The organism is Vibrio sp. 1288 (assembly GCF_033344475.1).
On record NZ_JAWPOX010000035.1, the window covers coordinates 1 to 24,344 of the forward strand.

Consider the following 24,344-nt stretch of genomic DNA (forward strand, 5'->3'; position numbering starts at 1 on the left):
ATGGTGATTTCTCCAATTGATTTTCCGGTGTAGCGGTTTCCGACGTCTCGGAAAACCAAGTAGTTCTCTCAAAGTTATTTCTATTAACGACACCAAATTCAGAAGCTTTAGAAAAAAGTTTAAAAAAATAACATTGCGAGATTTAGCTAATAAAATTGAAGAAAAGTAAGAAAAAGTGCTCAAGTTTCCACAAATCGAGCCGAGAGGGATAAATTGTATAGAAAACCAGCAAAAGGAAACAATTGAAGGTAAGTTCGCAGACGATAGACGTGAAAATTAGAAAAGAAAAAGCCCCTTTTCCTTTGAGAGAACTGGGGCTAGGTTGGTCGCCAGAGCCTATGTGGAGATCAAGAGAAATGAACACATTTCCGGCATACCGAGTGCAACTTTACATTGAAAATGATTGGCAGGTGAGAGATGAGAGAGCCGCTCATTCTATTGTAAAGTTGCTTGCCAAAAGCCTGCATTCCCATCCACGTCTGAATGTATTGAGTACAGGCTAAGTAAACTACTGCAATAGTGACATTGCAGAGTTTGGCAACTGTTTCGCTTGAGCAAGAATCGATGTACCTGCCTGTTGCAAAATTTGTGCTTTGGTCATTTGCGTGGTTTCTTTCGCAAAATCTGTATCTTTAATTCGGCTGTTCGAGGCGTCAACGTTTTCTTGGATATTCGCCAAGTTGTTGATGCTGTGACTCAAACGGTTTTGCTTCGCACCTAAGTCTGCACGTTGCGAGTCTACGTATTTCAGTGCCGAATCCAGCACAGAAATCGCGTTTTGAGAGCCTTGTACCGTGGTCATATCAATATCTTGTACTGACGTTCTGATAGGTTCATCACTCAGGCCAAGCTCAGATGCTAATCCACCAGAAATGGAAATCTCGCCCTGAACGTTTGGGTGCGCGACAAAAACTTGCAGCTTGCCATCTTCACTTACAGACGCATTAATCATATCAGACTGACCATTAATGTAAGTGGCAAGCTCTTCGATGTCGTCGCCCGCTTTAGCATTAATATTGATTTCTAGATCATCAACATTGCCGTCTTCGTCTTCACCCATACCTGGTAGCGTGATCTTCAAGTCAGATTTAGCTGGGTCAACACTCCAGTTTTTATCTTTACCGTTCTCAGATAAGAAGGTCACACCGCCCATGCGAGTATCGTCCGCACGAATGCTGGTGAGTCCCATGATCATGGCTTCACCTGAGCTCGCACCAATCTGGAATGCCGCTTCACCGAATGAGCCGTTCAATAGACGACGACCACCAAATGAAGTGGTTTCTGCAATACGGTTTAGCTCGTCAATCAATGCCATTGACTCTTCGTTGATCGCCTGACGCTCAGCTGGAGAGTTAGTACCGTTCGATGATTGAATCGCAAGGTCACGCATTCGTTGCATGACAGAGGTTGCCTCATTCATCGCACCTTCAGCGGTTTGTGCAATCGAGATACCATCGTTCGCGTTACGCATTGCGACATCTAGGCCACGAGACTGTGCAGTTAAGCGGTTAGAGATCTGTAGACCTGCCGCATCATCTTTTGCACTGTTAATCTTATGTCCTGAAGATAAGCGCTCCATCGACGTGTTTAATTCATCAGTCGCTTTGTTTAGGTAACGCTGCGCGGTCATCGCGGAGACGTTAGTACTAACTGTTACAGCCATTTTGCTCTCCTGTTGAGTTCGCAAGCTTTTGCGAAGCGGCCAGCTTTACTCTCATTTGGATAAGCACTGACCGTAAAAGTTACTTGCTAAATCTGCCTTAAACGCAGGGTTTAGAATCTCTAAATCTGTTCTGATATTTTCAATACAATTTGTGTGCCAACTTGAGTAAATTATTTAACTACTTTTAAAAGAATCAAATAAACAATAAGTTAGCTTTATCATTAAGCTATTTCCGGTTTGTCAGACTCATCTTAGCCCATGGGTATTGAACGCTGCCCTGTTGCCGCCCGACTTGCCTCCCGCATCATTGCCGCTTTGGGTAAAATCGTGCCGCATAACATCTCAGACTCTCAGGTTACGTCGACTTATCGCGCTTAAGGCTTTGCACATAAGGCATCAAAATCAGACAATGTGTATGAGTGTCATACTAGATGTAGTTAAACAACGTTAGATCTTTGGTCTTACCGAATGCTTGTTGCGATGCCTGTAACGCTCGCGAGTTTTCACTGAACTCGATCACGGCTTTAGAGTAATCCAAGTCCTCAAAGTTGCTCTTCGCTTTTGCCAGAGACAAATTAAAGTCTTCATGATTTTGCTCTTGGATATCCAGCGTACTCAATCGAGCACCGGCATCTGTACGCGCTTTATTCAAATGGATAAAAGCAGCGTGGAATTCTTCTGTCATTTGGTGCAATTTGGCGGTCGCCGACGTATCCGAAACCGATTTGTCTGACCATGCCATTGCATCCTTGAAGGTATCGAAAATGCTGAACTCTGCCCGCTTTTCGATCTCAATGCTGTCACCAGGCGTAATTTGGCCTTTTACGTGCACTTTCAGGCCTTTGTATTCAATCCCTTTCTCTGGTGAAAACTCATCGGCATCCACTACTTTGCCGTTACGCTCTAATTGGTAACCAAATTTGCCGTTATTCATATCGACAAATGTCACGCGATACGCCGCATCATCCTTAGCGTCAACGTTAGTAGCTTTGTTTAGCAACAGCTCAGAGCCGTTTTGTAGATCGTAATTCGGCTGATAGTCGCCAAATGGGTTTGGTATCTCCATAAACAGCTTGCTGCCGGGATCGTTCATTGGCATCTCAAGCATGCTGGAGACTTTCATTTTGCGCTGATAATCGTCCCCAGCGTATTGCACGCTACCATCTTTATCGCGATAAAATGGTTGGCTTTTTGGCTTAGTGCCAGCAAACACGTAGTTACCAGATTCATCTTGCGAGTTCACCAAGTTAAGGAAGTTGTTCGCAATCTCTTCTAGCTCACGCTTCTTTGCTTGTCGGTCTTCCGCAGAAAACGCACCGTTAATCATCTCCATCGTTAAGCGCTTCGACTCGTCGGCAAAATTCTCCGCATTGGCGATATTAACTTCGTGGTTTTCTAGACGATTACGCACCAACACTATCGAGCTAAGATATTGTTGTAGCTGTTCTTGTTGCTGACTAATGTTTTGGATGTAATGCGCAGCGAGGGGGTCGTCACTAGGTTTCAGTAACTTTTTCCCTGAAGCAAGTTGCTCTTGGTTGTGGTGAACCTTATTCTCTTGACGACGCAGATCATTTTGTACGGACTGATAGTTATGGAAACTAGAAATTCGGGTTAGCACTTATCTCTTCTCCTTACCTCAGTTGTAAAATGGTATTGAAGGTATCATTCGCCGCTTGCATCACACGTGATGAAGCCATGTACGCTTGTTGAAACTTCATCATGTTGGCCGCTTCTTCATCGAGGTTAACACCAGAAATAGAAGCAACGCGCTCTTGCGCCGCTTCATGCTCTAAACGAGCGACGGAGGCTAAACGGTTTGCTGTAGAAGACTTCAGTCCAACTTCAGTATTGAGGTTATGATAAACATCGATCAAGGTACTAGATTTTCCATCCATCATCTTGTCTGTTTGGATCTTCTGCATTTTTCTCAAGTTGCCGTTACCACCTTCAGAAGGCACCAAGTTTGCGGTGAATTTATCATTCATCAGTGCGCCTTCGGTCAACTCAAACACGGTTGCATCGCCGTTTTTATACAGCGGATGGCTTTTCGGCACTGAGATTTCAATCATCGGGTTATCTTTATCTAACGGGTATGAGTATTTGTCCGATAGTAAATTACCCTTGTTATCCGTGATCTTTAACCACGGCTTATCATGCTTCTCGTCGGCTGGTTGTACGGTAACCTCAAACTCTTTAACATCCCCCGCCTCACGAATTTTAAACTTGGCGTTACCTTGTGCAAAAGTGGTTGAGGCTTCATAACTTTGTGCGGCAATAGCTTTTGCATCATTGGTTTCCATCTTTATGATGGCTGCACCACTTCTCGTTGGGCGGAGCAATACGCGCTCACCGGCGGCAAGGCCTTCACCGATTTGCACTTTCATACCATCCAGAACAAACGAAGAATCTGATTGATCAATGTTCAACGACATTTGCTCACCTTTCGGTGTTGTCACGCTATACTGGTCGCCATCATAACGTAGCGAATATTCACCACCTTTGATCGCTGAAATATCATCAATGTAAACCGCAACATCAGCTTGAGAGTCAGGCGCAGCAAAAACTCGAGATTTTGCCACCAGCTCAGAGTTCACGTCGGTAAATACGTCTTTACCTATCTTACCGTTAAGATCCAGACCTTGAGATTGCAGCTGATTAATTTTGTAGGAGAAACCCGTCGCTAAACGGCCCATTTCATCTTGCAGTTGTGGAATGTGTTTGTCGCGCATTTCAAGTAAAGCGCCGATTTTGCCATCCATATCATCAGACTTGATCGCTTTAATGCCATTTCCTTCCACCATTGCTAATCGTCTTTGATGAACATCCGGATAGCCATCGATCATTTTGAGCTGGCTTGCTTCCGTGCCAGAAACAAGTGTGTGTCCATTGCCGATATGAACATTAAACCCTTCTGCATTTTTGCGTGGGGTTACGGTAACTTTGGTGTACTCTGACAGCTCAGTAACCAGCTTTTCATGCTGATCCATCAGGTCATTATGTGGACCGGGAGTACGCATCATCAGTCGATGAATATCGCGAATTTCCAACGCAAGTTGGTTAACGCGCTCAATGCCCATATCCAATTTTTTATTGGTGACATCAGATTGCAGTCGAACGGTTTCATGGAAATCATTTAATGTATCAGAGAAGATTTTCGCCTTTTCCAATACCACTTTTCGTGCCCCTAAATCGTTCGGGGTATCTGCCATGGTTTTTACCGCATCGAACCACTCATTCAGGTTCTCGGGAATTTTCTTCGATGCCACAGAGCTCAACATGCTAGAGAGCATATCAAGATTGTCTTGGGTATCCGTTTTGTTGGCATTGTTGGTCGACGACAGGTTCAGTTCATTCACGGCAAACTGATCCCACGAGCGGCGAACATTTTCCACATGCACACCCATGCCGTAGGTAGAACCACCAAACATGCGCGGATCATTCGTGCCTTGGATAACAGACTGACGGCTATAACCCTCTGTATTAACATTAGAAATGTTATGACCAGTGGTGTTTAATTGTCTCTGAGCAGTAAGCACACTTTGAGTACCTACATTCAGAAGATCTGACGCCATACATGCCCCCAAAAACGAAATATAAATCGGCAAAACCGATCACCTAGACACGTTAAAAGCAAAAGATGCGCCAAGTGATAGAAAGGCGTAGATATTCAGATAAAGTGAAGGCTTGCACTATGGCAAGCCTTCGAGAACGTCATAAATTGGCGCAGAGACATTACATACTTTCGATTTTATCCTTCACCTGCAGGACTTTATCTGCGTAGTTCGGATCGGTCGCGTAACCCGCACTGTGGATACCGCGAATAAACGACTCTGAATTCCCGCGTTGCTGCAATGCTGTCTCGTAACGTGGGTTGTCATTCAAAAATCGTACAAAGTCATTAAAGCTGTCTTCGTAACTTGAGTAGGAGCGAAACGCTGCCGTCTCTTTCACTGGCGTGTTATCGTGGAACTCTTAAGTTTGAGTCGTCACTTTGTCACCCTGCCAGCTTCGATCTGCTTTGATATTAAATAAGTTGTTGCTGCTGCCACGCGCGTTCTTCACCACCTTTTGCCCCCACCCCGTTTCCAAAGCGGCTTGCGCAAGTAGCAGAGATGGCTCGACTCCTAGGGCTTTCGCAGCTTTCTCCGCGTATGGCTTCATCGAGTTAACAAAGGATTCTGGTGAATCGAATCGAGTGGGTTCATTGCTTGGTCGAGATAGTTGACCAGATTCAATCAAGCGCTGTTCAATCTCGCGCGCTTTTTTCGGGTCAACACGACGATATTCCGCAGCATTGTTTGCCGCATCACGCATAGCCGTTTCTTTTTTGTCGTTCCCTTGCCCAGCCGTTAATTGCTTAACAATCATATCGGCCAGTCCCATTGAACCAGACGAACTCAATTCACTCGCCATCTGTTCATCCAACATTTGTCGGTAGAACTTCTCGTTTTGGCTGTTCATCATGTTGGACTCAAAGCCCTCATTGGCTTCACGCATGGATTTCAACATCATGGAGGTGAAGATCGATTCGAACTGACGAGCAGCCGCATGCAATGCTTCTTGCTCGCCATCTTTTCCCTCTTTCACTGCTTTTTGACGCAGAGTATCCAGAGAACTGATGTCATGGATAAAACCAATGTCGTTAGGATTGTTCATTATACCTACCTCCTAACCATTAAATGATGATCAACTGGCCTTCAATGGCACCAGCTTGCTTCAATGCTTGTAAAATTGCCATCAAGTCCGAAGGCGCAGCCCCGACTTGGTTCACGGCACGGACCAAATCATCCAACGTTAAGCCTGGCTCGAACTTAAACATCTTGCCCTGCTCTTCGCTGACTTCGATATCCGAGTCTGGTACGACAACGGTTTGCCCACCAGAAAAGCCGTTAGGTTGGCTAACATTCAGGTTTTCTTTGATCGCAACCGTCATGCCGCCGTGCGTTACTGCTGCTGGTTTAAGACGCACATGCTTACCAACTACGATGGTACCCGTGCGAGAGTTAACGATGATTTTGGCTGCGCCATCTGCTGGGTCGAATTCTAGGTTTTCAATTGCCGATAAGAACGCCACACGCTGGCTGACGTCACGAGGAGCACGCACGCGCACTGATGTCGCGTCAACAGCGCTCGCCATTTGTGGGCCAAGGAAGTTGTTTACCGCATCCGCCATACGTTGAGCCGTTGTGAAGTCTGACTCAAGCAAGTTGAACGTGATGTAATCACCACGACCAAATGGGTTTGGAATTTCTCGCTCTACTGTCGCACCACTAGAGATAAGACCAACGGTTGGATTGTTACCTACGATTTTAGAACCGTCAGCGCCTTCAGCACTGAAGCCGCTCACTACTAAGTTACCTTGAGCAACCGCGTAAACTTGACCGTCGAGACCTTTGAGGAACGTTTGCAGCAAGGTGCCACCACGCAAACTTTTAGCACTTCCGATGGAAGAGACAGTCACGTCCACTTGCTGACCCGGTTTAGAGAAAGGCGGCAATTCTGCCGTAACCATGACTGCGGCAACGTTTTTAATTTTTGGCTTTGTGCCCGGCGGCATCTGAATGCCGAAGTTTTGCAGCATGGCGGCGAAACTTTGCTCTGTAAACGGGTTCGCTTCACCCGTACCAGGTAAGCCTGAAACCAAACCATAACCCACGAGTTGGTTGCTTCGTACACCTGCCACTTGCGCGACGTCTTTGATACGTGCGGCTTGGGCTACGGTAGAAAACAGAGCAACGCTCATCAGTACTAAAAGGAGTTTTTTCATGCTTACTTATCTCTTGCAGTCAAATTGCCGTCAGCACGGCGTGTTATAGCGCTACATTAAAGAATCGTGCCAAGAAGCCTGGCTCTTGCATATCTTGTTGCAAACCAGTGCCAGAGTACTGAATTCTTGCGTTAGAAACGCGATTTGATGCAATGGTGTTGTCGAAATTAATATCATCCGGACGAATAGTGCCACTTAAACGTATGTACTCATCACCTGTATTTAGCGTCATCCACTTCTCACCGCGGATCACGAGGTTGCCGTTTGCCAGTACTTCGATCACCTCAACAGTGATGTAACCACTGATGCTGTTACTCTGTTTTGCAGAAGAGTCACCTGCAAATGAGTTGGAGTTGTTTAGGTCATAAGAGAAATTATATTTTCCGCCAATTTGCAGCTCTTCTCCGCCCACTTGAAGCGGGTCCATTTGCGCTTCATTGGTTTTCGATAAATCGGCATTTGCGCTTTTCGTCGCACTGGTTGTCTCATCCAGTGTTACGGTAATAATGTCGCCAATACCACGTGGTTTAGAATCGTCGTATAGATCGGTAATGTGCTCGGCGCTAAACAACGAACCTGTTGCAGCAGCGTAATGCTCAGGTTTGTTTTTCGGATGAATTGGAGCCCAAGCAGGGTCGCCAGCAACCGGATCGCTTCTACCACGTAAAGTATCTACAATACCGCTGCTCTCTTCTTTCGATTTATCGCCTTCTACTGCGTCGACCACAGTGGTTGCTTGTGTCACTTCATCCGTTTCAATCGGTTCCAACATGGCACAGCCCGACATCGTAGCAATCAAAGCGAGTAGGCAAATACGTTTCATCGTGAGCTCCTCAAATCTTGCTCTTAATCGTTACAATTGCTGGTTAACGAAGCTCATCATCTTATCGACTGACGAGATCACTTTTGAGTTCATTTCGTAAACGCGCTGGGCTTCGATCATATTGACCAACTCTTCTGTTACATTCACGTTGGACGCTTCCAGCATGGATTGACGAATTTCCCCCAAACCGTCCAAACCAGGAACACCCTCTTGTGGATCGCCACTGGCACCCGTTGGTAAGTAAAGGTTCTGACCAATTGGCTCTAGGCCACCCGGGTTAACAAAGTCTGTAATGGTTAGCTGACCAACGACTTGGTTGTCTTGCTGACCTCGGACGCGAACCGACACTTCACCATCCGTACCGACAGTAATAGAAATCGCATCTTCTGGAATCACAATTTCAGGCTCTACAGGGTAGCCAGAACCCGACGTGACTAACGTGCCTTCACCATTGAGCGTGAACTGACCGTTACGGGTATAACCGATGTTGCCGTCCGGCAATGTCACTTGGAAAAAACCGTCGCCTTCCACCATCATGTCCAGTGCGTTGGTCGTTGTCTGTGCATTGCCGTGCGTGTGCACTTTTTGCGTCGCAACCACTTTAGAACCCGCACCTAGCATCAAGCCACTTGGCAGTTCCGTGTTCTGAGATGACTGGCCGCCAGGCTGGTTGATGTTCTGATAGAACAAATCTTCGAATACTGCACGGCTCTTTTTGTAGCCGACAGTAGAGGCGTTCGCCAAGTTGTTCGAAATCGTGGCAATGTTGGTTTGTTGGGCGTCTAGACCTGTTTTACTTACCCATAGTGCTGGATGCATAGTGAACCTCTAACTCTGTTAACTCATACGAAGCAGTGAATCTGAAGATTTATCCATTTCTTCAGCTGTGCTCATCATCTTGACTTGCATTTCAAACTGACGTTGTAAGTCAATCAATGCGGTCATTTCACCTACGGCATTCACGTTACTGCCTTCTATCGCTCCCGTCTGGAGGCTAACAGTCGCGTCTGCTTCGTAAGGTTGGTTTGGAGTTTTATGGCGAAATAAGCCATTGGTGTCTTTAAACAAGCTTTGGTCATTAGGCTTAACAAGCTTAATGCGATCAACCGCTTGGAATTCTTCTGCCGGGGCACCTTGAGGAAGCACAGAGATGGTGCCATCCCGACCGATTTCAATTTTGGAGAGAGGAATAGGCAAAGTAATCGGCGCATCGTTTTCACCCAGCACCAAATGACCACTTGCGTTGGTAAGCATGCCATTTTGATCGACTTTTAGGTTGCCGTTACGGGTCAACCCTTCTTTCCCTGTGTGATCGAGTACCGATATCCAACCGCTGCCTTCAATCGTCACATCCAGATCACGCCCTGTTGTAATCACGCTACCTTGAGCAAAGTTATGCCCTGGACGCTCTGTCATGCTGAATACACGTGAAGGATGGCCTTCACCATAAGCCTGCATTGAGCGAGCCTGTGCTAAATCAGCCCGAAATCCGGTCGTGCTTACGTTAGCCAAGTTATTAGCGCGCAATTGTAGTGCCTGCATATTTTGCTTGGCGCCACTCATTGCGAGAAACAGTGCGCGATCCATAAATTACTCCAAAAAATCTCTCTGTACACGGAGTAAAAGCAATAGTTATGCCAAAATAAAAATAGACTTACTAATCAATACCTTGAATTAATAACAAACTATTAAAAGAGGTCAATAGAGGCAGAAAACTGTAACGAGAGGCAAGGTTTTGATCCATACGGCGGCAACAGCGGCAAATCGTAGATCAAAGCATGCTTAGCCTGAGTGAGGTGTATTCAGGCTAAGCATCAGATGAATGTCATGATGAAAGTGAACAAAGCGGTAATTACTAAGAAGCAACCACACGCCATTGCTTACTCAAGCAGAGTATCGAATGACCCAGCTAGTGCTCTAGCGGATCTGTAAGATATTCTGTTGTAGTTGGTTGTGTACTTCGAGCGAACGTGAGTTTGCTTGGAAGTTACGCTGAGCAGAGATCAGGTCCACCAACTCCTGCGTCATATCAATGTTTGACTGTTCCAGCATACCGTTATTGATGGTGCCGAAAGAGCCTTTATTTGATTCACCCCAGATCTTGTCACCAGAGAACTGCGTTGAATCCCATTGAGTGCCGCCTTTCTTATCCAGACCTTGCTCGTTTGGAACACGTACGAGAGCAACACGACCCAATGTAACGTTTTCACCGTTTGAGTAAGTTCCCAATACGCTGCCGTTTTCATCGAAGTCAACTTTGGTTAGGAAGCCCGTCGTTGCACCGTCTTCGTCAAACTTAGTCAGTTCGAACGGAGCCGCAAACTGTGTTGCTGAGCCTAAGCCGAAGTTAAGCGTCTGCGCAGGATCGGCACCATTCATATCGACTGGTGTCGTGTTCGTCGCCGGATCGCCCAGAGCCACAGAAGTGATTGGCTGACCATTGTTCAAGCTCGCCAACGTACCATCGTTGTTGAACTTCATGGTATGCCCCACATGACCTGTTGGCGTTTGCGCATCACCAGCCGCAACATTTAAAGGCTTTTCACCTTCTTTATCTGTCACGGTGTAGTAAGTGTTCCATGTATTTGGCTGAGTCTGATCTTTCAAGTAATACGTCGTTAGCTTGTAAGACTGACCCATCGAGTCATAAATTGTCGAAGAGGTTGAACGGTTGTATGTATCTGGGTCTGAAAAATCAAACTGCGTTGGATCTTTCAAATCGCCGTTCGCTGGCAAGTTCACACCCACTTCAATGTTTGCTGTTTGTTTTGGCTTACCAAATTCAGCAGGAATATTGATGGGTTGTGGCTCGTATGAAGAAACCTCACCAGAGCTTGGGTCCACTTGGTAACCTAATAAGAACTCGTCGTTCGCGGTCACCATGTAGTTTTCTTTATTTAAGTGAAATGCACCATTACGTGTCAGTTCATTCTGTTGTGGAGTTAGACGCTCTTTCGCTACAGCGAAAAAACCTGTCCCCGAAACACGCAAATCCATTGGGTTGTTGGTGTAAATGCTAGAGCCTTCATGGAACTGCTGTGCCACTTGGCTTGCTTGCGCACCACCACCCGGTGTGGTTTTTGCGTTAGTAAATAAAGAGTTAGAGTAGACATCAGCAAACTCAGCACGGGACTCTTTAAAGCCGTAAGTGTTGGCGTTCGCAATGTTGTTACTGGTGGTGTTCAAATCCAGTTGGGCGGCGGACAAACCGCTTAAAGATACATATGACATTCCAAAATCTCCTAATCTAGCGAGCTATGACTACGCTTTGCCGACTTCCAATACTTCTGCAAGTCGAACTGGCGACTCAAAACCAGCCAGATTGAGTAATACGTTTCCGTCACCTTTGCCAAGCAATACGCTGTTTACGTTGGCATACGTCGATACTGGGAACTCTTGCGACTCCCCTTCAACTAAGCCAGACGCTTTCACTTTGTATTTGCCAGCTGGCAGTGGATTTCCGCTTTCATCTTTACCGTCCCAAAGCACACGCGTGTCGCCGGCTGGTTTCGCCCCTACCTCAAAGGTACGAACCAGTTGGCCAGCTTCATCCTCTACACGAACAAACAGATTATCGATAGATTGTGAAAGCTTAACCATTGCCGCCATTGGTGCGTCGTCCTGCTTCACACCTGCTGCTCCTGGGACCAATACGTCACGCCCTACCAAAGAGGAAGCTTGTAACGCTTGATTTGATGTCATTGACGAATTGAAACTCTCAAACTGAGTGTTCATCTTGCCAATGCCATCAACGGTCGCAAATGAAGCCATTTGCGCAATCATCTGGTCATTACTTACCGGCTTAAAAGGGTCTTGCTGAGACAGTTGCTTCGTGAGCAATGATAAGAAGTCTTCCTGTTTTAGGTCCTGCTTACCCGTGCTCTCTTCCGCTTTCTTGTTACTCTCTTGTAGACTTTTAAGCTGGTCGATATAGGACAAGCCGCTTTGACCAACGTTGTTAATTCCGGCCATACGCTACCCCCTTATCCTTATTGACCCATCTGCAGCGTACGCAGCAGCATTTGTTTACTAGAATCAGCGACCTGTACATTAGTTTGGTATGCACGAGAAGCTGAGATCATGTTTGCCATTTCTTCCATTACATTGACGTTAGGCTTGTAAATGTAGCCTTCTTCGTTTGCAAGGGGATGGTCTGGGTTGTACTCCGCACTCAGCGGTTTATCACTTTCTACAATACCCATCACTTTCACTGGCACCGTATCACCGCCACGCATGGCGTTACTTAACTCTGCACCAAACACGGCATGACGCGCTTTGTAAGTGTCTTTCGCAGAGCTGCTGACACTGTCGGCGTTCGCCAAGTTGCTTGAGGTAGTATTCAGACGAACGGATTCAGCGCTCATTGCGGAACCTGTCACATTGAAAACGTTAAATAAGCTCATCTAAATTATTCCCCTTTGATGGCTTTGGTTAAGTTCTTGAATTTGCTGCCTAGAAAGTCGAGTGATGCTTGGTGTCTGATTTGGTTTTGCATAAACAAGTTACGCTCTAAATCCAAGTCTACCGTGTTGCCATCTCCCGTATCTGGTTGCGTAGGAAGACGATATAACTTGTCCCCAACCAACGTTGTAGTGGCAGGAATATGCCGACCATCTGTGCGACTAAGACCAATGCTTGCCCCAGATGTTGCCGCTTGCAATTCCTTCGCAAAGTCTAAACCTCTTGCTTTGTAACCAGGCGTGTTTGCTTGTGCGATGTTGGTGGAAATCACCTCTGCATTGCGCTCACGTACGCCCACCGTGTGCTGGTGGATGCCTAGTGCATTGTCAAAAGATATAGCCATGTTTGCCTCTACAATTAAGAACTGACCGTGATTGATAACCAAAAAGCAATTAGCATGCCAAAACCTAAAGCATTACACCAACCTAGTGGTTACCGTGAATTGAAATAGCAATAATTGAGCCAAAGTAACTGGAATGTCATGTCGTATCACTTTGCTCACTTAATAAAGATACACCGTGTTGAGGGCACAAGGCAAAAACGCGCTTCAACTAATTGAGTGATACATGAAGCGCTCGGCGCAGAAAGGTAACAAACAAAAAAGCCTGACACGAAGTCAGGCTTTTCTATCAATGAAGAGATACCGCTATTTAAGCTTGTAAATGATGCCCGGATTACAACGCACCATTTCAAATTTATCAGTCAGACCAGTTAGCGACTCTGATGCCCCTAACAGCAAGTAACCACCAGGGTTTAAACTGCTCGCCATTTGGTTAAGCACTTTAGATTTCATTTCTGGAGAAAAGTAAATCAATACGTTACGACAGAAAATGATGTCGAACTTACCCATCAGTGCGTAACTGTCCATCAAGTTTTGTGGACGAAAGTTCACCAAACGCTTGACGTTATCTTTGACTTTCATGCGACCACCGTCCGCATTTTCAAAGAAGGTGCGACGACGTTCTGGTGAAAGCCCGCGACCCAAAGCCAAGTTGTCGTAAACCCCTGCACGACACATCTCGAGCATACTTGCCGAAATATCTGTGGCTGTAATGGACACGTTTGGTAACAAGCCCGGCTTGCGCTGTTGCGTTTCCAGGATCGTCATTGCAATAGAATACGGTTCTTGGCCCGATGAACTGGCAGCAGACCAGATCTTAATTGGGCGCTTACTTGCCGCTACTTCTGGCAATAATTTGTCAGCTAAAACCGTGAACGGATAAGTATCTCGAAACCACAAGGTTTCGTTAGTCGTCATCGCATCCACAGCGGCGACTCGTAATTCTCGATTACGCCCTGTAACAACATCACGTAGCAAATCTGATAACGATGCGAGCTTAAACTTCGTCACTAAAGGACTCAGTCGGCTACGCACGAGGTATTGCTTGCTATCACCTAACACGATGCCACATTGCGATTCTAGAAAACGGCTAAAGTCACGATACTCTTGATCACTGATTGTAATAGCAGTCATTAATGTCTCTTTTATTGTGTTAATGCAGATTTAACCGCGTTACCCAACTCATCTGGGTTAAATTTCGCAATGAAGGTGTTGGCACCTACACGCTCAACCATAGCTTGGTTGAATACACCACTTAATGAAGAATGGAGGATAACATAAAGGTCTTTCAAATCGGCATGTCTGCGAATTTCAGCCGTTAAGGTATAGCCGTCCATTTCTGGCATTTCAATATCGGAAATAACCAACGAAATTTGATCGTAGATATTGCCTTCTTGAGCCATTTCAATCAACTTATTGTACGCTTCTTTGCCGTCTTTGACAGATACGACCTCAAAACCGATGGATGTAATCGCACGCTCTACCTGTTTACGCGCGACCGTCGAGTCATCAGCAATCAGTATGCGGCGTACAATAGGCTTTTCTTGTTCTGCTTGTGCGATTTCTTCGCCAATAGCGGAATCCATCGTTTCATCAACTGGCGCAATTTCTGCCAGGATTTTTTCAACGTCAAGGATCTCAACCAGCTCATTGTCAATGTTTGTCACGGCAGTCAAGTAGTGCGCTTTACCTGCGCCGTCTGGCGGTGGCAAAATCGCTTCCCAATGCATATTGATAATACGCTCAACCGATGATACCAAAAATGCTTGGATCGTACGGTTAAATTCTGCAATAACAACAAAACATTTATCTAAATCAGTGGTTGGGCGGCCACCAATTGCCAGGCTCAAATCAATAACGGACACGGTATGGCCGCGGATATGAGCGATACCTTTAACCAGAGGGTGTAGATTTGGCATTGAAGTCAGCTTAGGGCACTGTAGTACTTCTTTCACTTTGAATACGTTAATGCCGTAGCGCTGTCGGCCCATCAGTCGAAAGGTCAATAATTCCAATCGGTTCTGACCGACGAGTTGCGTACGCTGATTCACCGAGTCAAGAATCCCCGTCATATGCTCATCTCCATCTCAAACTTTTTGTTTTTAAATGATACTCTACCACTGGCAAGCACGATACCAGGGAGACAGTATGGCGTATTTCACTTTCACTTCGACACCATTGACTATGACAATATGTAGAGCGCTAATTACAAAGTACGCTAAGTCTATCGGCATTTTGCTCAGTATGTTTAGCTTTTTTGTTCATTCAGCTTCAGATAATCAGATCGAGCAAATAAAAACAGCAGCAGAACAACATATTCTTGCTACGGTTGATCAGCCTGATGGTGGCGAGCTATCTGTTAATGCGGCAGAGATCGACTCGAGAATAAAAGCAACGGATTGCCCTGTTCCGTTAGATACATCTGCCTCTTCCACCAGCAGCACGAGAAGTAACATCAATGTGTTAGTGGAATGCCAACCGGATGACTGGAAAGTCTATGTCCCTGTGAGGATCTCGGTATCAGTACCAATGATCGTCGCGACACGAACACTAGGGAGAGGAGAAATCGTCAGCGCATCGGATGTTACCACTTCCATGATCGAGCTACAGCGCTTTCGTAAAGATGGATTTTCTAGCTACGATCAAGTGGTTGGGGCAAAGCTAAAGCGTAATGTTCGCTTAGGCGATGTCGTAGAGAGAAATGATGTTTGTGTGGTATGCCGAAATGAAAAGGTCATTATCAAAGCGGTGAATTCTGGCATGACGATCACAACGCAAGGCACAGCATTGCAGGATGGTTCAGCTGGCGATCAAGTAAGAGTGAAAAATGATAAGTCGCAACGTATAATAGAAGGCATAGTGACTGACATTGCGGAAATCACTGTTAATTTTTAATACCCACTGGTAGCGTGTTTAAACTGATCAATAAAAATGCAAAAAATGACTAAAGTTATTTTTGCGCTGGTCGATAGTCTGGATACCAGTATTACGATACAAGGCAAAGGTTAAACATGGCAGGTATAGATAATATACGTTCAGGGCAAATGATGACGACAACAAGTCGCGCACCTGCACGTAACGATTCCAATGCTACCAGCACGACAGAATCAAAAAAGGCGCCAGCGCAACAAGACGCAGTATCACTCAGCCAGCAAAGTAAAGCCGTCAGTAAACTCCAGAAGGATATGGCAGCTTCTCCGGCATATGACAGCGCCAAAGTTGCAGCAATCAAAGAAGCTATCACAAACGGTTCATACAAAGTCGATCCTGAAAAATTGGCTGACAACATGATTAAGTTTGAAAACGAATTGCAAGGCAAAAGCTAACTGACTTAGGCCGAAGGTAAGTATTTTATGGCAGCATTAGTCGATCTCGTTAATTTCCAGCTAGAAAATGCTAAGGCACTTTCCGCTGTTTTACGCCAAGAAACACAAGCAATAACGGCGCGTGTCTCTACCGAGATTGAGAACATTGCCAAACAGAAGATGACGCTCATTGATCAGCTCAGAACAACTGATCAGCGAATCGCCTCTCACCCGCACGTCAATCAACTTACTGAAGATGAGCACCTAAGTCAGGTTGTTGCTCAAATCCAATCGTTCGTCCTCGACTGTCAACAAGTTAACCAAGTAAATGGCGAATCGCTTAGTCGCGCACAGCTGAGCTTCAATAAACTCAACAACATGCTCCAGCGAACTCATGGCAAAGTTGGCATGACCTACAATGCGGGCGGAAAAACCCACACCATCTCGACGCTTGGCACCAATATAAAAGCTTAAACGTCACTCCTACCCTCAATTCCCGCGCTCACGTAGATATAAAAAAGCGACTCATTGTTACCAATCAGCCGCTCAAAAAGATTATCTGTCTAGTGAAATGGTTTAAAACAAAGTTTGCTGACGCTTCTCAGGCACTTGCTGAACTTCTCCATAATCACGTAGCTTATCCATCTTACGGATATCCAGACGCAGCTCAGTCACATAACTGTCTTCAACAAGATAACTACGCACAACTTCTGCACCACGAATTACACCATCGACGGCACCAGTGGTGCTTTCAATACCCAAACGCTGGTCTTGCAGCTCTGCACGTCCACTAACACGCATGCCATAAACTTGCTCTGCTAGCTCACGATAAGCATCAATTTTTGATGCGCGCATTGCACGTACACGCTTTTCTTCTACTGTGCGGCCTGTTTGCTCACTGACGCTGGCGTAGCCCACCGCCACTAAGATTTCATCTTGACGCATCTGTTGTAATGGCTGACACCCAACCAATATCAGTGTGGCAACAATAAATAATAACTTCTTCATGCTTCTATCCTATGGACGGAGAATCACAGTGTACGGCTGACGAATGGTAGGGTCAGAACGAATCAACACACCATCTTGTGTGCGGATGCTATTTAACGTATCTAAGTCACGCCCAATACGGTCAGCCGGAAGGAAACCTTGCGCTGTCGCTACAACTACACGGCTTTGCATGCCAACCACGCGTGCATTGACAAGCACTCCCCCCTCTTGGCGCAGCATCGTTCCGGTCAATACATACTGAATTTGCTGCTCTTGAGCTAAATCTTGCCAATCACGACTTAAAGCAAAATCGCCCTGTTGCGTCACTTGAATAGAGCCCGTAGTTTTGAAATCAACCACTTTAAACCCTCGGCGCTGAAACTGATGGATAAAACCTTCAGAGACCGAGTTACCTAACCAGTTTGTTGCATCCATATTTTGTAGATCAACAAACGAGGTAATCGCAATCGGTGTCCGCGCTGATACTGCCACATTAGAAACCATCAGGTCTTCTGTCATGCTCTCAATGAAAAAGTCCATCGTATGACGCGGACTATCCATCAGCATGAACTGGCTTCCCGAGTAAGGTTCTTTACCATTGTAAATCGGTGAGTACGCGCACGATGTCAGAAGCGTCATCATCGATGCAGCGACAAGCCACTTTTTCATGGTTTGATTCTCCAGATAATCTTAGGTGATACAGTTCTTTATTAATTCCTTTCCAAGAAAGTGAATATTGGAACAGTCTTTGCTTTTCTTTGTTTGCCTAACGAAGAAAAACCCACCAAACTTCACTGAATTTGTTAAAGCAATATTTATACCCGAACGGTTGTAACCAATGAAAAAAATATTAAACAGTCTGTTTTCAATCACTTTAGTGATGCTTCTGCCTTTTAAGGTAATGGCATCTTGGTATGAAGTCACAGGCGTTGCCACCATCGTTTCTTCAGAAGAGACGGCAAGGCTCCATGCGTTGGAAGACGCGCTGTTCAAAGCCGTCAATTTTTCGGGCGCAGATATTGGCAGTATTAGCAACTTGATGCCGCTATTAGAAGAAAGTCGCAACGAATACCAGTTTACCAATCATGAAGTCCGTTACATTTTGGTGGAGTCTGAACGCAAACGTCGCGGTAAAGTCGAGGTAAAAATCCGCGTTGATATTTATCCATCGGCAACGGGTTGCCACACCGATCAATACAAAAAGACAATGCTGGTCGGCAATATTGAGGTCGCATCACCACAACAAGCAGTGATGGGACAAATTTATCAAGTTGGTGACGATTTTAGCCACGTAGTGAACCGTCAACTTGATCAAACCTCACGCAGCTTTGTGTCTGTTGGTACAACGGACTACTCAATAAGCAGCAACTATCCTGCTCGCACTCAAATGATCGCGCAAGACAATGGCGCACAATACATCATTGGAGGGGTCATTACCGATCTCACTGCAACGGTCGAATCTCAACTATTGCAAGATGACATCATCAATCGTCAGTTTGCGTTAGAAATGAAAGTATTTGATGGTAAAACTGGCCATGAAATCTTCAACAAAGCCTACCGTGAGGTCGCGCGTTGGCCATTTGCTAAGACGAGTCAAGTGGACACTCGTAGTGCACGTTTTTGGGCATCGACCTATGGCGAGATGATGCTTCGCGTTAGTCGCAATATTATGTTGGATCTGGAGTCGGAGCTATCTTGCAAAATTACACTGCCAGAGGTTGTGGCAGTCTTCGGTAATACCGTAACGATGGATCTCGGCCGTATGCACGGCGTAAAAGAGGGAGACAAATTGCAGCTTTGGCACACCGCGTCGTTTATCGACCAAAATGGATTGCCAAGAAACAAAGTCTCGCAAAGCGAAATTACATTAACGGTATCACGCATATACGAACACGAAGCGGAACTGACGATTGATCAGCCAAATTTAGCATCTAGCGTTCAAATTGGCGACGTAATGAACAAGATCCTATAAAAGCAAACATTAAGTCTTGAGATATGCTCACTTTTGAATATCATAGGCAGCGCATCTTATTTGATTATACCAATGACCGTAGCGAATCGTTCAACGTGATGCTGATACAGATCTGGTAGATTGCTAGATTTGAACTCAGTAAAACAGTGCAATGAACTGCAACTATTGGTATTACGCCCCCATGGCACAGCTGGATAGCGCAGTCCCCTCCTAAGGGACAGGTCGTAGGTTCGAATCCTACTGGGGGCGCCATATCATAGCCTTAGCTCCCACTTGAGCTAAGGCTTTTTTGTATCTTCAATTTCAAGCCTCGCACTGCTCCCCCTAGTACACCGTGTTAGATAATCTTCCCAGTAATCAATATGATCGGATCGGGTGTTTCGGTTACGGGATAAACCCCTCTACTGATCTGACTTCTTCCCCTTGAAATCATTTCAACAAGCCCTATTTACAGTTTTGTATTTTATTACTTTAATTATCTATGAGTTTTGCTTACCCTTTTAGCTATTAATAAAATTATTAGTTAGCACTATGTCTAAGAGCAATTTAATAACTAACACTGGACACCGCTTTATTTCTAAAGGCAAGACAGCCTTTAAGATACATATCCATACCCCCGAGGATACGGTACTACACCGCTCGGTAGGATTTGTTCGTATTGGAGAAAAGAAAGGCTTACAAAAAGCCATTAAGCTGAGAAACGAGTTAGGCCGGCAAATGTGGGGCAAATTCTGGCGACGTCTTTTGAAAGACCCTTACCTAATGACTAGGCTTCCACATAGCGTTGAGCCTAAAATCGTTCACAAGCCTAACCCTACTCTTGAAAACCCTGACAACCGAGATACGTGTTACATCGCCAAGTGGCGAGAGTTCAATGATGACGGTGAGTATAAATATAAAACGGTGGTTCGCTCTATTAGTAAGTACGGCAAACTTGCCGCCTACATGCAAACCAAAAAAGCGTTGTTAGAAGCACATAAAGATAACTTGGAGATCCTGACATTTATGGGGCGTTTAAACAGCATTGATCTTAAGTAATACCTGGCCACTTTGAACATTTCAGTCAGTTTTTTGAAGAGAAATAAAAAGCCCCAAAGAGCGAACTCTTTGGGGCTTTCAGCTTCAGTCTTCTATACTACGGTCGAATAGGAGCTTATTGCTGAACTTGGTATTCAAATTCTGGAACAACGACTTCTACGCGACGGTTTTGTTGACGACCTTCACGAGTGTCGTTTGAAGCGATTGGGTTGTTTTCACCTTCGCCACGAGCTTGGATACGTGATGAATCAATACCTTTTTCAACGAGTGCGTTAGCAACAGACTCAGCACGTTTTTCAGAAACTTTTAGGTTGTAAGCTGCTGGACCAGACGTATCTGTGTAACCTACAACTTCAACGTTCGCTTGTGGGTGCTCGTTTAGGAAAGCAACTAGGTTATCAAGTTTTGCAGCGCTCTCTGGTTTTAGAGTTGTGCTGTTTAGATCGAAGCTACCTGTGCCAATTGTTTGAGTTTCGAATGTTTTCGTAACTACAACTGGCTCTTCTACCACTTCTTCTACAACCACTTCTTCAACAACAACTGGCTCTTCTACGATTACTGGCTCATCGTTGCCGCCGAATTTGAAAGAAACACCTAGTGTTGCAGTGTTACCTGTCGCACGAGTTACATCGTTGCTGATGTCAGTCAGTGTTTGGTATTCCGCACGAGCTGTTACGTTTTGGCTTAGGTTGAATTCAAGACCAGCTGCGCCTAGGTAAGAGTAATCATCTTTGCCATCAAACATTACGTAAGCGCCACCCACTTTACCGTAAAGTGCGATGTCTTCAGTGATTGGTAGGCTAAATTTAGGAGCAAGAGTGATTGCTTCTACGTGGCCACCGAAAGAAGTTTGGTTAAAATCACCGATGTTGTCGAAACCCGCTTCTACTGCGAAGTATTTATTCATTTCGTAACCAACAAAAGCGCCAAGAGTAGAATCGTCTTTGTCACAAGCCTGGCCCGCTACACACGCGTCTTCCATCCATGACTTACCCATCTTACCACCAACGTATACTTCTGCTTGTGCTGCTGAAGCCATAAGTAGAGACGCTGAAATTACCGCTGCTAATTTTTTCATTATTGATTCCTCTAAAGAAGTTCTTTTGTTAGATGCCGAAATGCGCCGTCTGACTGACGTTGTATTTCAATTCTTTTTATTCATTCCTTGAGTGAGATACTTAGTCAGCTTCTTTTTATGCACATGCATTTTTTTTATGGAAGCAACTTACGTACATTTCCTGTTCAGTGATACATATCGCCATCTCGGTATCGCTGACGGGATGAACTATAACGCTAAGAAATCGCGAGAAAAATCCCAATTCTGTCAATTTATTGTCATCAAAAATCTCGACAACATGTGATCTTAAGCAAAAAAATCCCCACGCAATCACGACGCAAACGTTTGCTTTATTTTTTGAAACAACATAGCTAAAGCAAAGGTTTTTTCTTAAAAATGAGACAAACAAAATGGAACTTTAAGGAACATGGATAAAAATCAATCAGATATTTGATATATAATCGCTCGTTTTTTATTCATGCCAACGATATTTGGATTAAAAAATCTTATCCATATTGAGGTAAATTACAGGTGAAACCATCTCTTCATTCACCAATATGAGAGAAAGTTTCTCGTTATCTAAATTGAAGATACAAAAAAGCCGCGGTTGCTCACCGCGGCTTTGTGACTATTTATTCAAAAGAACGTTCAGTTCAAAGCAATTATGCGTTTGCTTCACGCTCAGCAATGAACTCAAGCGCCATCTTAATGCGAGCAATACAACGCTCTTTTCCAACCAGCTCCATGACTGCATCGACAGAAGGAGACTGACCGCCTCCTGTTACAGCAACACGTAATGGCATACCGATTTTGCCCATGCCGATTTCCAACTCTTCACATACTGCTGCGATAACGCCATCTTTGATGTTAGCTGTCGTCCACTCAGTTAGTGCTTCCACTTTCGCTAATGCAAGTTCTAGAGGCTCTTTAGCCACGCCACGCAGATGTTTCTTCGCTGCGCCCGCTTCAAACTCAGAGAAATCTTCATAGAAGTAACGGATTTGCTCAGCTAGCTCAACTAGTGTGTTGCAACGCTCACCCACCAGCTTGATCACGTCAGTAATAGCAGGACCATTCGTTACGTCTAGTTTTTGTTGATCTAGATGCCATTGTAGATGCTCAGCAACGTACGCAGGATCTGAGTTCTTGATGTAGTGGTTGTTCAACCATTGCAGTTTGTCAGTGTTAAAAGCAGACGCTGACTTAGATACTGCGTTTAGGCTAAATAGATTGATCATCTCTTCTTGAGAGAAGATTTCTTGGTCCCCATGAGACCAACCAAGGCGTACTAGGTAGTTGTTTAGTGCCGCAGGCAGGTAGCCCATATCGCGGTATTGCATGACTGATACAGCGCCGTGACGTTTAGACAGTTTCGCGCCGTCATCACCCAGGATCATTGCACAGTGTGCAAATGTAGGTACTGGCGCACCTAGTGCTTCGTAGATGTTGATTTGACGAGGCGTGTTGTTGATGTGGTCTTCGCCACGAACAACATGAGTGATACCCATGTCCCAGTCGTCCACTACTACACAGAAGTTGTAAGTAGGTGAACCGTCTGTACGACGAATGATTAGGTCATCCATTTGATCGTTGCTGATTTCAATGCGACCACGGATTTGATCATCAAATACTACGCTGCCTTCTTTCGGGTTACGGAAACGGATAACACATGGATCACCATCTTTTGCCGCTTCGTTTGCTGCTTTGATTTTTGGATGGTTAGCATCGTAGCGAGGCATTTCTTTATTTGCTTCTTGCTCTGCACGGATTTCATCTAGCAGCTCTTTAGACGCGTAACATTTGTAAGCTTTGTCTTCAGCAAGAAGCTTATCAACCATTTCGTTGTAACGGTCAAAACGTTGAGTTTGGTAGTAAGGACCTTCATCCCACTCCAAGCCTAGCCATTCCATGCCTTCAAGAATTGCATCAACCGCTTCCTGAGAGTTACGCTCAAGGTCTGTATCTTCGATACGTAGAACGAATTCACCACCTTGGTTTTTAGCGTATAGCCAAGAGTAAAGTGCAGTACGCGCACCACCAACGTGTAGATAGCCAGTTGGGCTAGGAGCAAAACGAGTTTTAACCGTCATTTGAGTTCCTTAGGGGTAATGAGCAACGAGAGATCTCTCGTTGTAATGTCAAGGATAAAAGTGGCGACATTTTACCACCGTAAGTCAATTCTACAATCGGTTTGACAACAGAAATAAAAACAGGGCAGAACCAAAAAGGCACAGCCCTGCTATTTACTGTTAAAGCACGAGACGAAATTACTTCAGGTTACGCATTGCCCATTGCATAAATTCTTGCTGCTCTTCACGGCTCAATTCATTAAACGATGCTTTGATTGTTTTGGTTTCCGCTGGAGAAGACGCAATGCTTGCCTTAGTCGATTCTTTATTCATTGCGTTATTATAGTCGGCAACTTCTCGTTCATAATCACGAAAACCTTGCAAACCACCTTTACGAAGTTGAACCATAGAGAATGCCACTTCTTTTCCGTTTTTGTCTTTCAATACCACTTTAGGATCGAGTTCGAAGGCTCTCGCCTCTTCAATAGTACGGAATGTTTGATAAGTCAGAGAAAGCTCGGTGTCTTTTTCTGCATCAAACTCTAATACCAGCGGCTGCGAATCGAATTTACGGCGCTTTCCATCTTCAAATACGATTTGTCCAACCGTTACCGCTAATTGGTTTTCCCCATCTTTTAACTCGATGCCGTTGTTCTTGGATATCCACTCAGGGTAGACGAACTCGCCGTTGAGAACGCGAGGAACTAATTCAGATTGCAGAGTGAGTTGAGCAGCAAAAGCTGGCGCCGAAAGCATTGCGCAAAGTCCGAGAAGTGTCGTTGTTTTTTTCATCATGGTTTCTCACTTTATACCAATTTAGATAAGCCTCTAAAATTTACAGGCCAGTCATTTCAAAGGC

23 protein-coding genes, 1 tRNA gene and 1 pseudogene are annotated in these 24,344 nt (G+C 45.1%); 6 read left to right on the top strand and 19 right to left on the bottom strand.

The window, feature by feature from the left end:
* Positions 1–508 precede the first annotated feature (508 nt).
* The 14 genes and pseudogenes from R8O11_RS20275 to R8O11_RS20340 form a co-directional block, all read right to left on the bottom strand.
* Entirely contained in the window at positions 509–1,663 is a 1,155-nt protein-coding gene (locus R8O11_RS20275) for a flagellin (protein ID WP_005382038.1), read from the bottom strand.
* Positions 1,664–2,090: 427 nt separating this feature from the next.
* Positions 2,091–3,284, bottom strand: coding sequence for a flagellar hook-associated protein FlgL (gene flgL, locus R8O11_RS20280; protein ID WP_005382037.1), 1,194 nt, complete (start codon positions 3,282–3,284; stop codon positions 2,091–2,093).
* Between the two features lie 13 nt (positions 3,285–3,297).
* Positions 3,298–5,238, bottom strand: coding sequence for a flagellar hook-associated protein FlgK (gene flgK, locus R8O11_RS20285; RefSeq protein ID WP_053350834.1), 1,941 nt, complete (start codon positions 5,236–5,238; stop codon positions 3,298–3,300).
* A gap of 160 nt (positions 5,239–5,398) precedes the next feature.
* Positions 5,399–6,325, bottom strand: a pseudogene (flgJ, locus tag R8O11_RS20290) (flagellar assembly peptidoglycan hydrolase FlgJ).
* A 16-nt stretch (positions 6,326–6,341) separates the two neighbouring features.
* Positions 6,342–7,433, bottom strand: a complete 1,092-nt coding sequence (locus R8O11_RS20295; protein WP_005393118.1) for a flagellar basal body P-ring protein FlgI — start codon at positions 7,431–7,433, stop codon at positions 6,342–6,344.
* Between the two features lie 43 nt (positions 7,434–7,476).
* On the bottom strand, positions 7,477–8,256 hold the full coding sequence (gene flgH / locus R8O11_RS20300) for a flagellar basal body L-ring protein FlgH (protein WP_005382033.1): 780 nt from the start codon (positions 8,254–8,256) through the stop codon (positions 7,477–7,479).
* A 30-nt stretch (positions 8,257–8,286) separates the two neighbouring features.
* Positions 8,287–9,075, bottom strand: a complete 789-nt coding sequence (flgG, locus tag R8O11_RS20305; RefSeq protein ID WP_005382032.1) for a flagellar basal-body rod protein FlgG — start codon at positions 9,073–9,075, stop codon at positions 8,287–8,289.
* Positions 9,076–9,093: 18 nt separating this feature from the next.
* Complete coding sequence (gene flgF / locus R8O11_RS20310; RefSeq protein WP_005382031.1) at positions 9,094–9,843, bottom strand: flagellar basal-body rod protein FlgF; 750 nt, start codon at positions 9,841–9,843, stop codon at positions 9,094–9,096.
* 330 nt (positions 9,844–10,173) lie between these two features.
* On the bottom strand, positions 10,174–11,487 hold the full coding sequence (gene flgE / locus R8O11_RS20315; RefSeq protein ID WP_005382030.1) for a flagellar hook protein FlgE: 1,314 nt from the start codon (positions 11,485–11,487) through the stop codon (positions 10,174–10,176).
* Between the two features lie 30 nt (positions 11,488–11,517).
* Positions 11,518–12,228: a flagellar hook assembly protein FlgD gene (gene flgD / locus R8O11_RS20320; protein ID WP_318194394.1), complete on the bottom strand. Its 711-nt coding sequence runs from the start codon at positions 12,226–12,228 to the stop codon at positions 11,518–11,520.
* Positions 12,229–12,245: 17 nt separating this feature from the next.
* Positions 12,246–12,659 carry a flagellar basal body rod protein FlgC gene (gene flgC / locus R8O11_RS20325; RefSeq protein ID WP_005393132.1) on the bottom strand — a complete coding sequence of 138 codons (414 nt, stop codon included), beginning with the start codon at positions 12,657–12,659 and terminating at the stop codon, positions 12,246–12,248.
* A gap of 5 nt (positions 12,660–12,664) precedes the next feature.
* Positions 12,665–13,060, bottom strand: a complete 396-nt coding sequence (gene flgB / locus R8O11_RS20330; RefSeq protein WP_005382026.1) for a flagellar basal body rod protein FlgB — start codon at positions 13,058–13,060, stop codon at positions 12,665–12,667.
* Between the two features lie 303 nt (positions 13,061–13,363).
* Positions 13,364–14,191: a CheR family methyltransferase gene (locus R8O11_RS20335; RefSeq protein ID WP_005382024.1), complete on the bottom strand. Its 828-nt coding sequence runs from the start codon at positions 14,189–14,191 to the stop codon at positions 13,364–13,366.
* An 11-nt stretch (positions 14,192–14,202) separates the two neighbouring features.
* Entirely contained in the window at positions 14,203–15,129 is a 927-nt protein-coding gene (locus R8O11_RS20340) for a chemotaxis protein CheV (RefSeq protein ID WP_005382022.1), read from the bottom strand.
* Positions 15,130–15,205: 76 nt separating this feature from the next.
* Here R8O11_RS20340 and flgA point away from each other — a divergent pair, with 76 nt between their 5' ends.
* The 3 genes from flgA (at position 15,206) to R8O11_RS20355 (ending at position 16,836) form a co-directional block, all read left to right on the top strand.
* Positions 15,206–15,952, top strand: a complete 747-nt coding sequence (gene flgA / locus R8O11_RS20345; protein ID WP_005382020.1) for a flagellar basal body P-ring formation chaperone FlgA — start codon at positions 15,206–15,208, stop codon at positions 15,950–15,952.
* Between the two features lie 116 nt (positions 15,953–16,068).
* Positions 16,069–16,383 (top strand): flagellar biosynthesis anti-sigma factor FlgM, encoded by a 315-nt coding sequence (gene flgM / locus R8O11_RS20350; protein WP_005382018.1) that lies wholly within the window; start codon positions 16,069–16,071, stop codon positions 16,381–16,383.
* Positions 16,384–16,410: 27 nt separating this feature from the next.
* Positions 16,411–16,836: a flagella synthesis protein FlgN gene (locus R8O11_RS20355; protein WP_318194395.1), complete on the top strand. Its 426-nt coding sequence runs from the start codon at positions 16,411–16,413 to the stop codon at positions 16,834–16,836.
* Between the two features lie 102 nt (positions 16,837–16,938).
* Here the strand turns inward: R8O11_RS20355 and flgP are convergent, their stop codons facing one another.
* Together flgP and R8O11_RS20365 are read right to left on the bottom strand one after the other, a co-directional pair.
* Complete coding sequence (flgP, locus tag R8O11_RS20360) at positions 16,939–17,370, bottom strand: flagellar assembly lipoprotein FlgP (RefSeq protein ID WP_005382014.1); 432 nt, start codon at positions 17,368–17,370, stop codon at positions 16,939–16,941.
* Between the two features lie 9 nt (positions 17,371–17,379).
* On the bottom strand, positions 17,380–18,018 hold the full coding sequence (locus R8O11_RS20365; RefSeq protein WP_005382013.1) for a FlgO family outer membrane protein: 639 nt from the start codon (positions 18,016–18,018) through the stop codon (positions 17,380–17,382).
* A 169-nt stretch (positions 18,019–18,187) separates the two neighbouring features.
* Between R8O11_RS20365 and R8O11_RS20370 the strand changes: the two genes are divergently transcribed.
* The 3 genes from R8O11_RS20370 to R8O11_RS20380 all read left to right on the top strand — a co-directional run bounded on the left by R8O11_RS20370 (position 18,188) and on the right by R8O11_RS20380 (position 20,359).
* The gene (locus R8O11_RS20370) at positions 18,188–19,321 is read left to right on the top strand and encodes a flagellar assembly protein FlgT (protein ID WP_025768949.1); all 1,134 of its coding nucleotides are present in this window, start codon (positions 18,188–18,190) and stop codon (positions 19,319–19,321) included.
* A 175-nt stretch (positions 19,322–19,496) separates the two neighbouring features.
* Positions 19,497–19,573: transfer RNA gene (locus R8O11_RS20375), tRNA-Arg, on the top strand.
* Positions 19,574–19,852: 279 nt separating this feature from the next.
* Positions 19,853–20,359: a hypothetical protein gene (locus R8O11_RS20380; protein WP_005382011.1), complete on the top strand. Its 507-nt coding sequence runs from the start codon at positions 19,853–19,855 to the stop codon at positions 20,357–20,359.
* A gap of 115 nt (positions 20,360–20,474) precedes the next feature.
* Here R8O11_RS20380 and R8O11_RS20385 read toward each other — a convergent pair whose 3' ends face one another.
* The 3 genes from R8O11_RS20385 to R8O11_RS20395 form a co-directional block, all read right to left on the bottom strand.
* A complete protein-coding gene (locus tag R8O11_RS20385) occupies positions 20,475–21,437 on the bottom strand; it encodes an OmpA family protein (protein WP_005382010.1) in 963 nt (320 codons plus the stop codon).
* Between the two features lie 641 nt (positions 21,438–22,078).
* The gene (gltX, locus tag R8O11_RS20390) at positions 22,079–23,506 is read right to left on the bottom strand and encodes a glutamate--tRNA ligase (RefSeq protein WP_318194396.1); all 1,428 of its coding nucleotides are present in this window, start codon (positions 23,504–23,506) and stop codon (positions 22,079–22,081) included.
* A 177-nt stretch (positions 23,507–23,683) separates the two neighbouring features.
* Positions 23,684–24,280 carry a DUF2057 domain-containing protein gene (locus tag R8O11_RS20395; protein WP_262593124.1) on the bottom strand — a complete coding sequence of 199 codons (597 nt, stop codon included), beginning with the start codon at positions 24,278–24,280 and terminating at the stop codon, positions 23,684–23,686.
* Positions 24,281–24,344 lie beyond the last annotated feature (64 nt).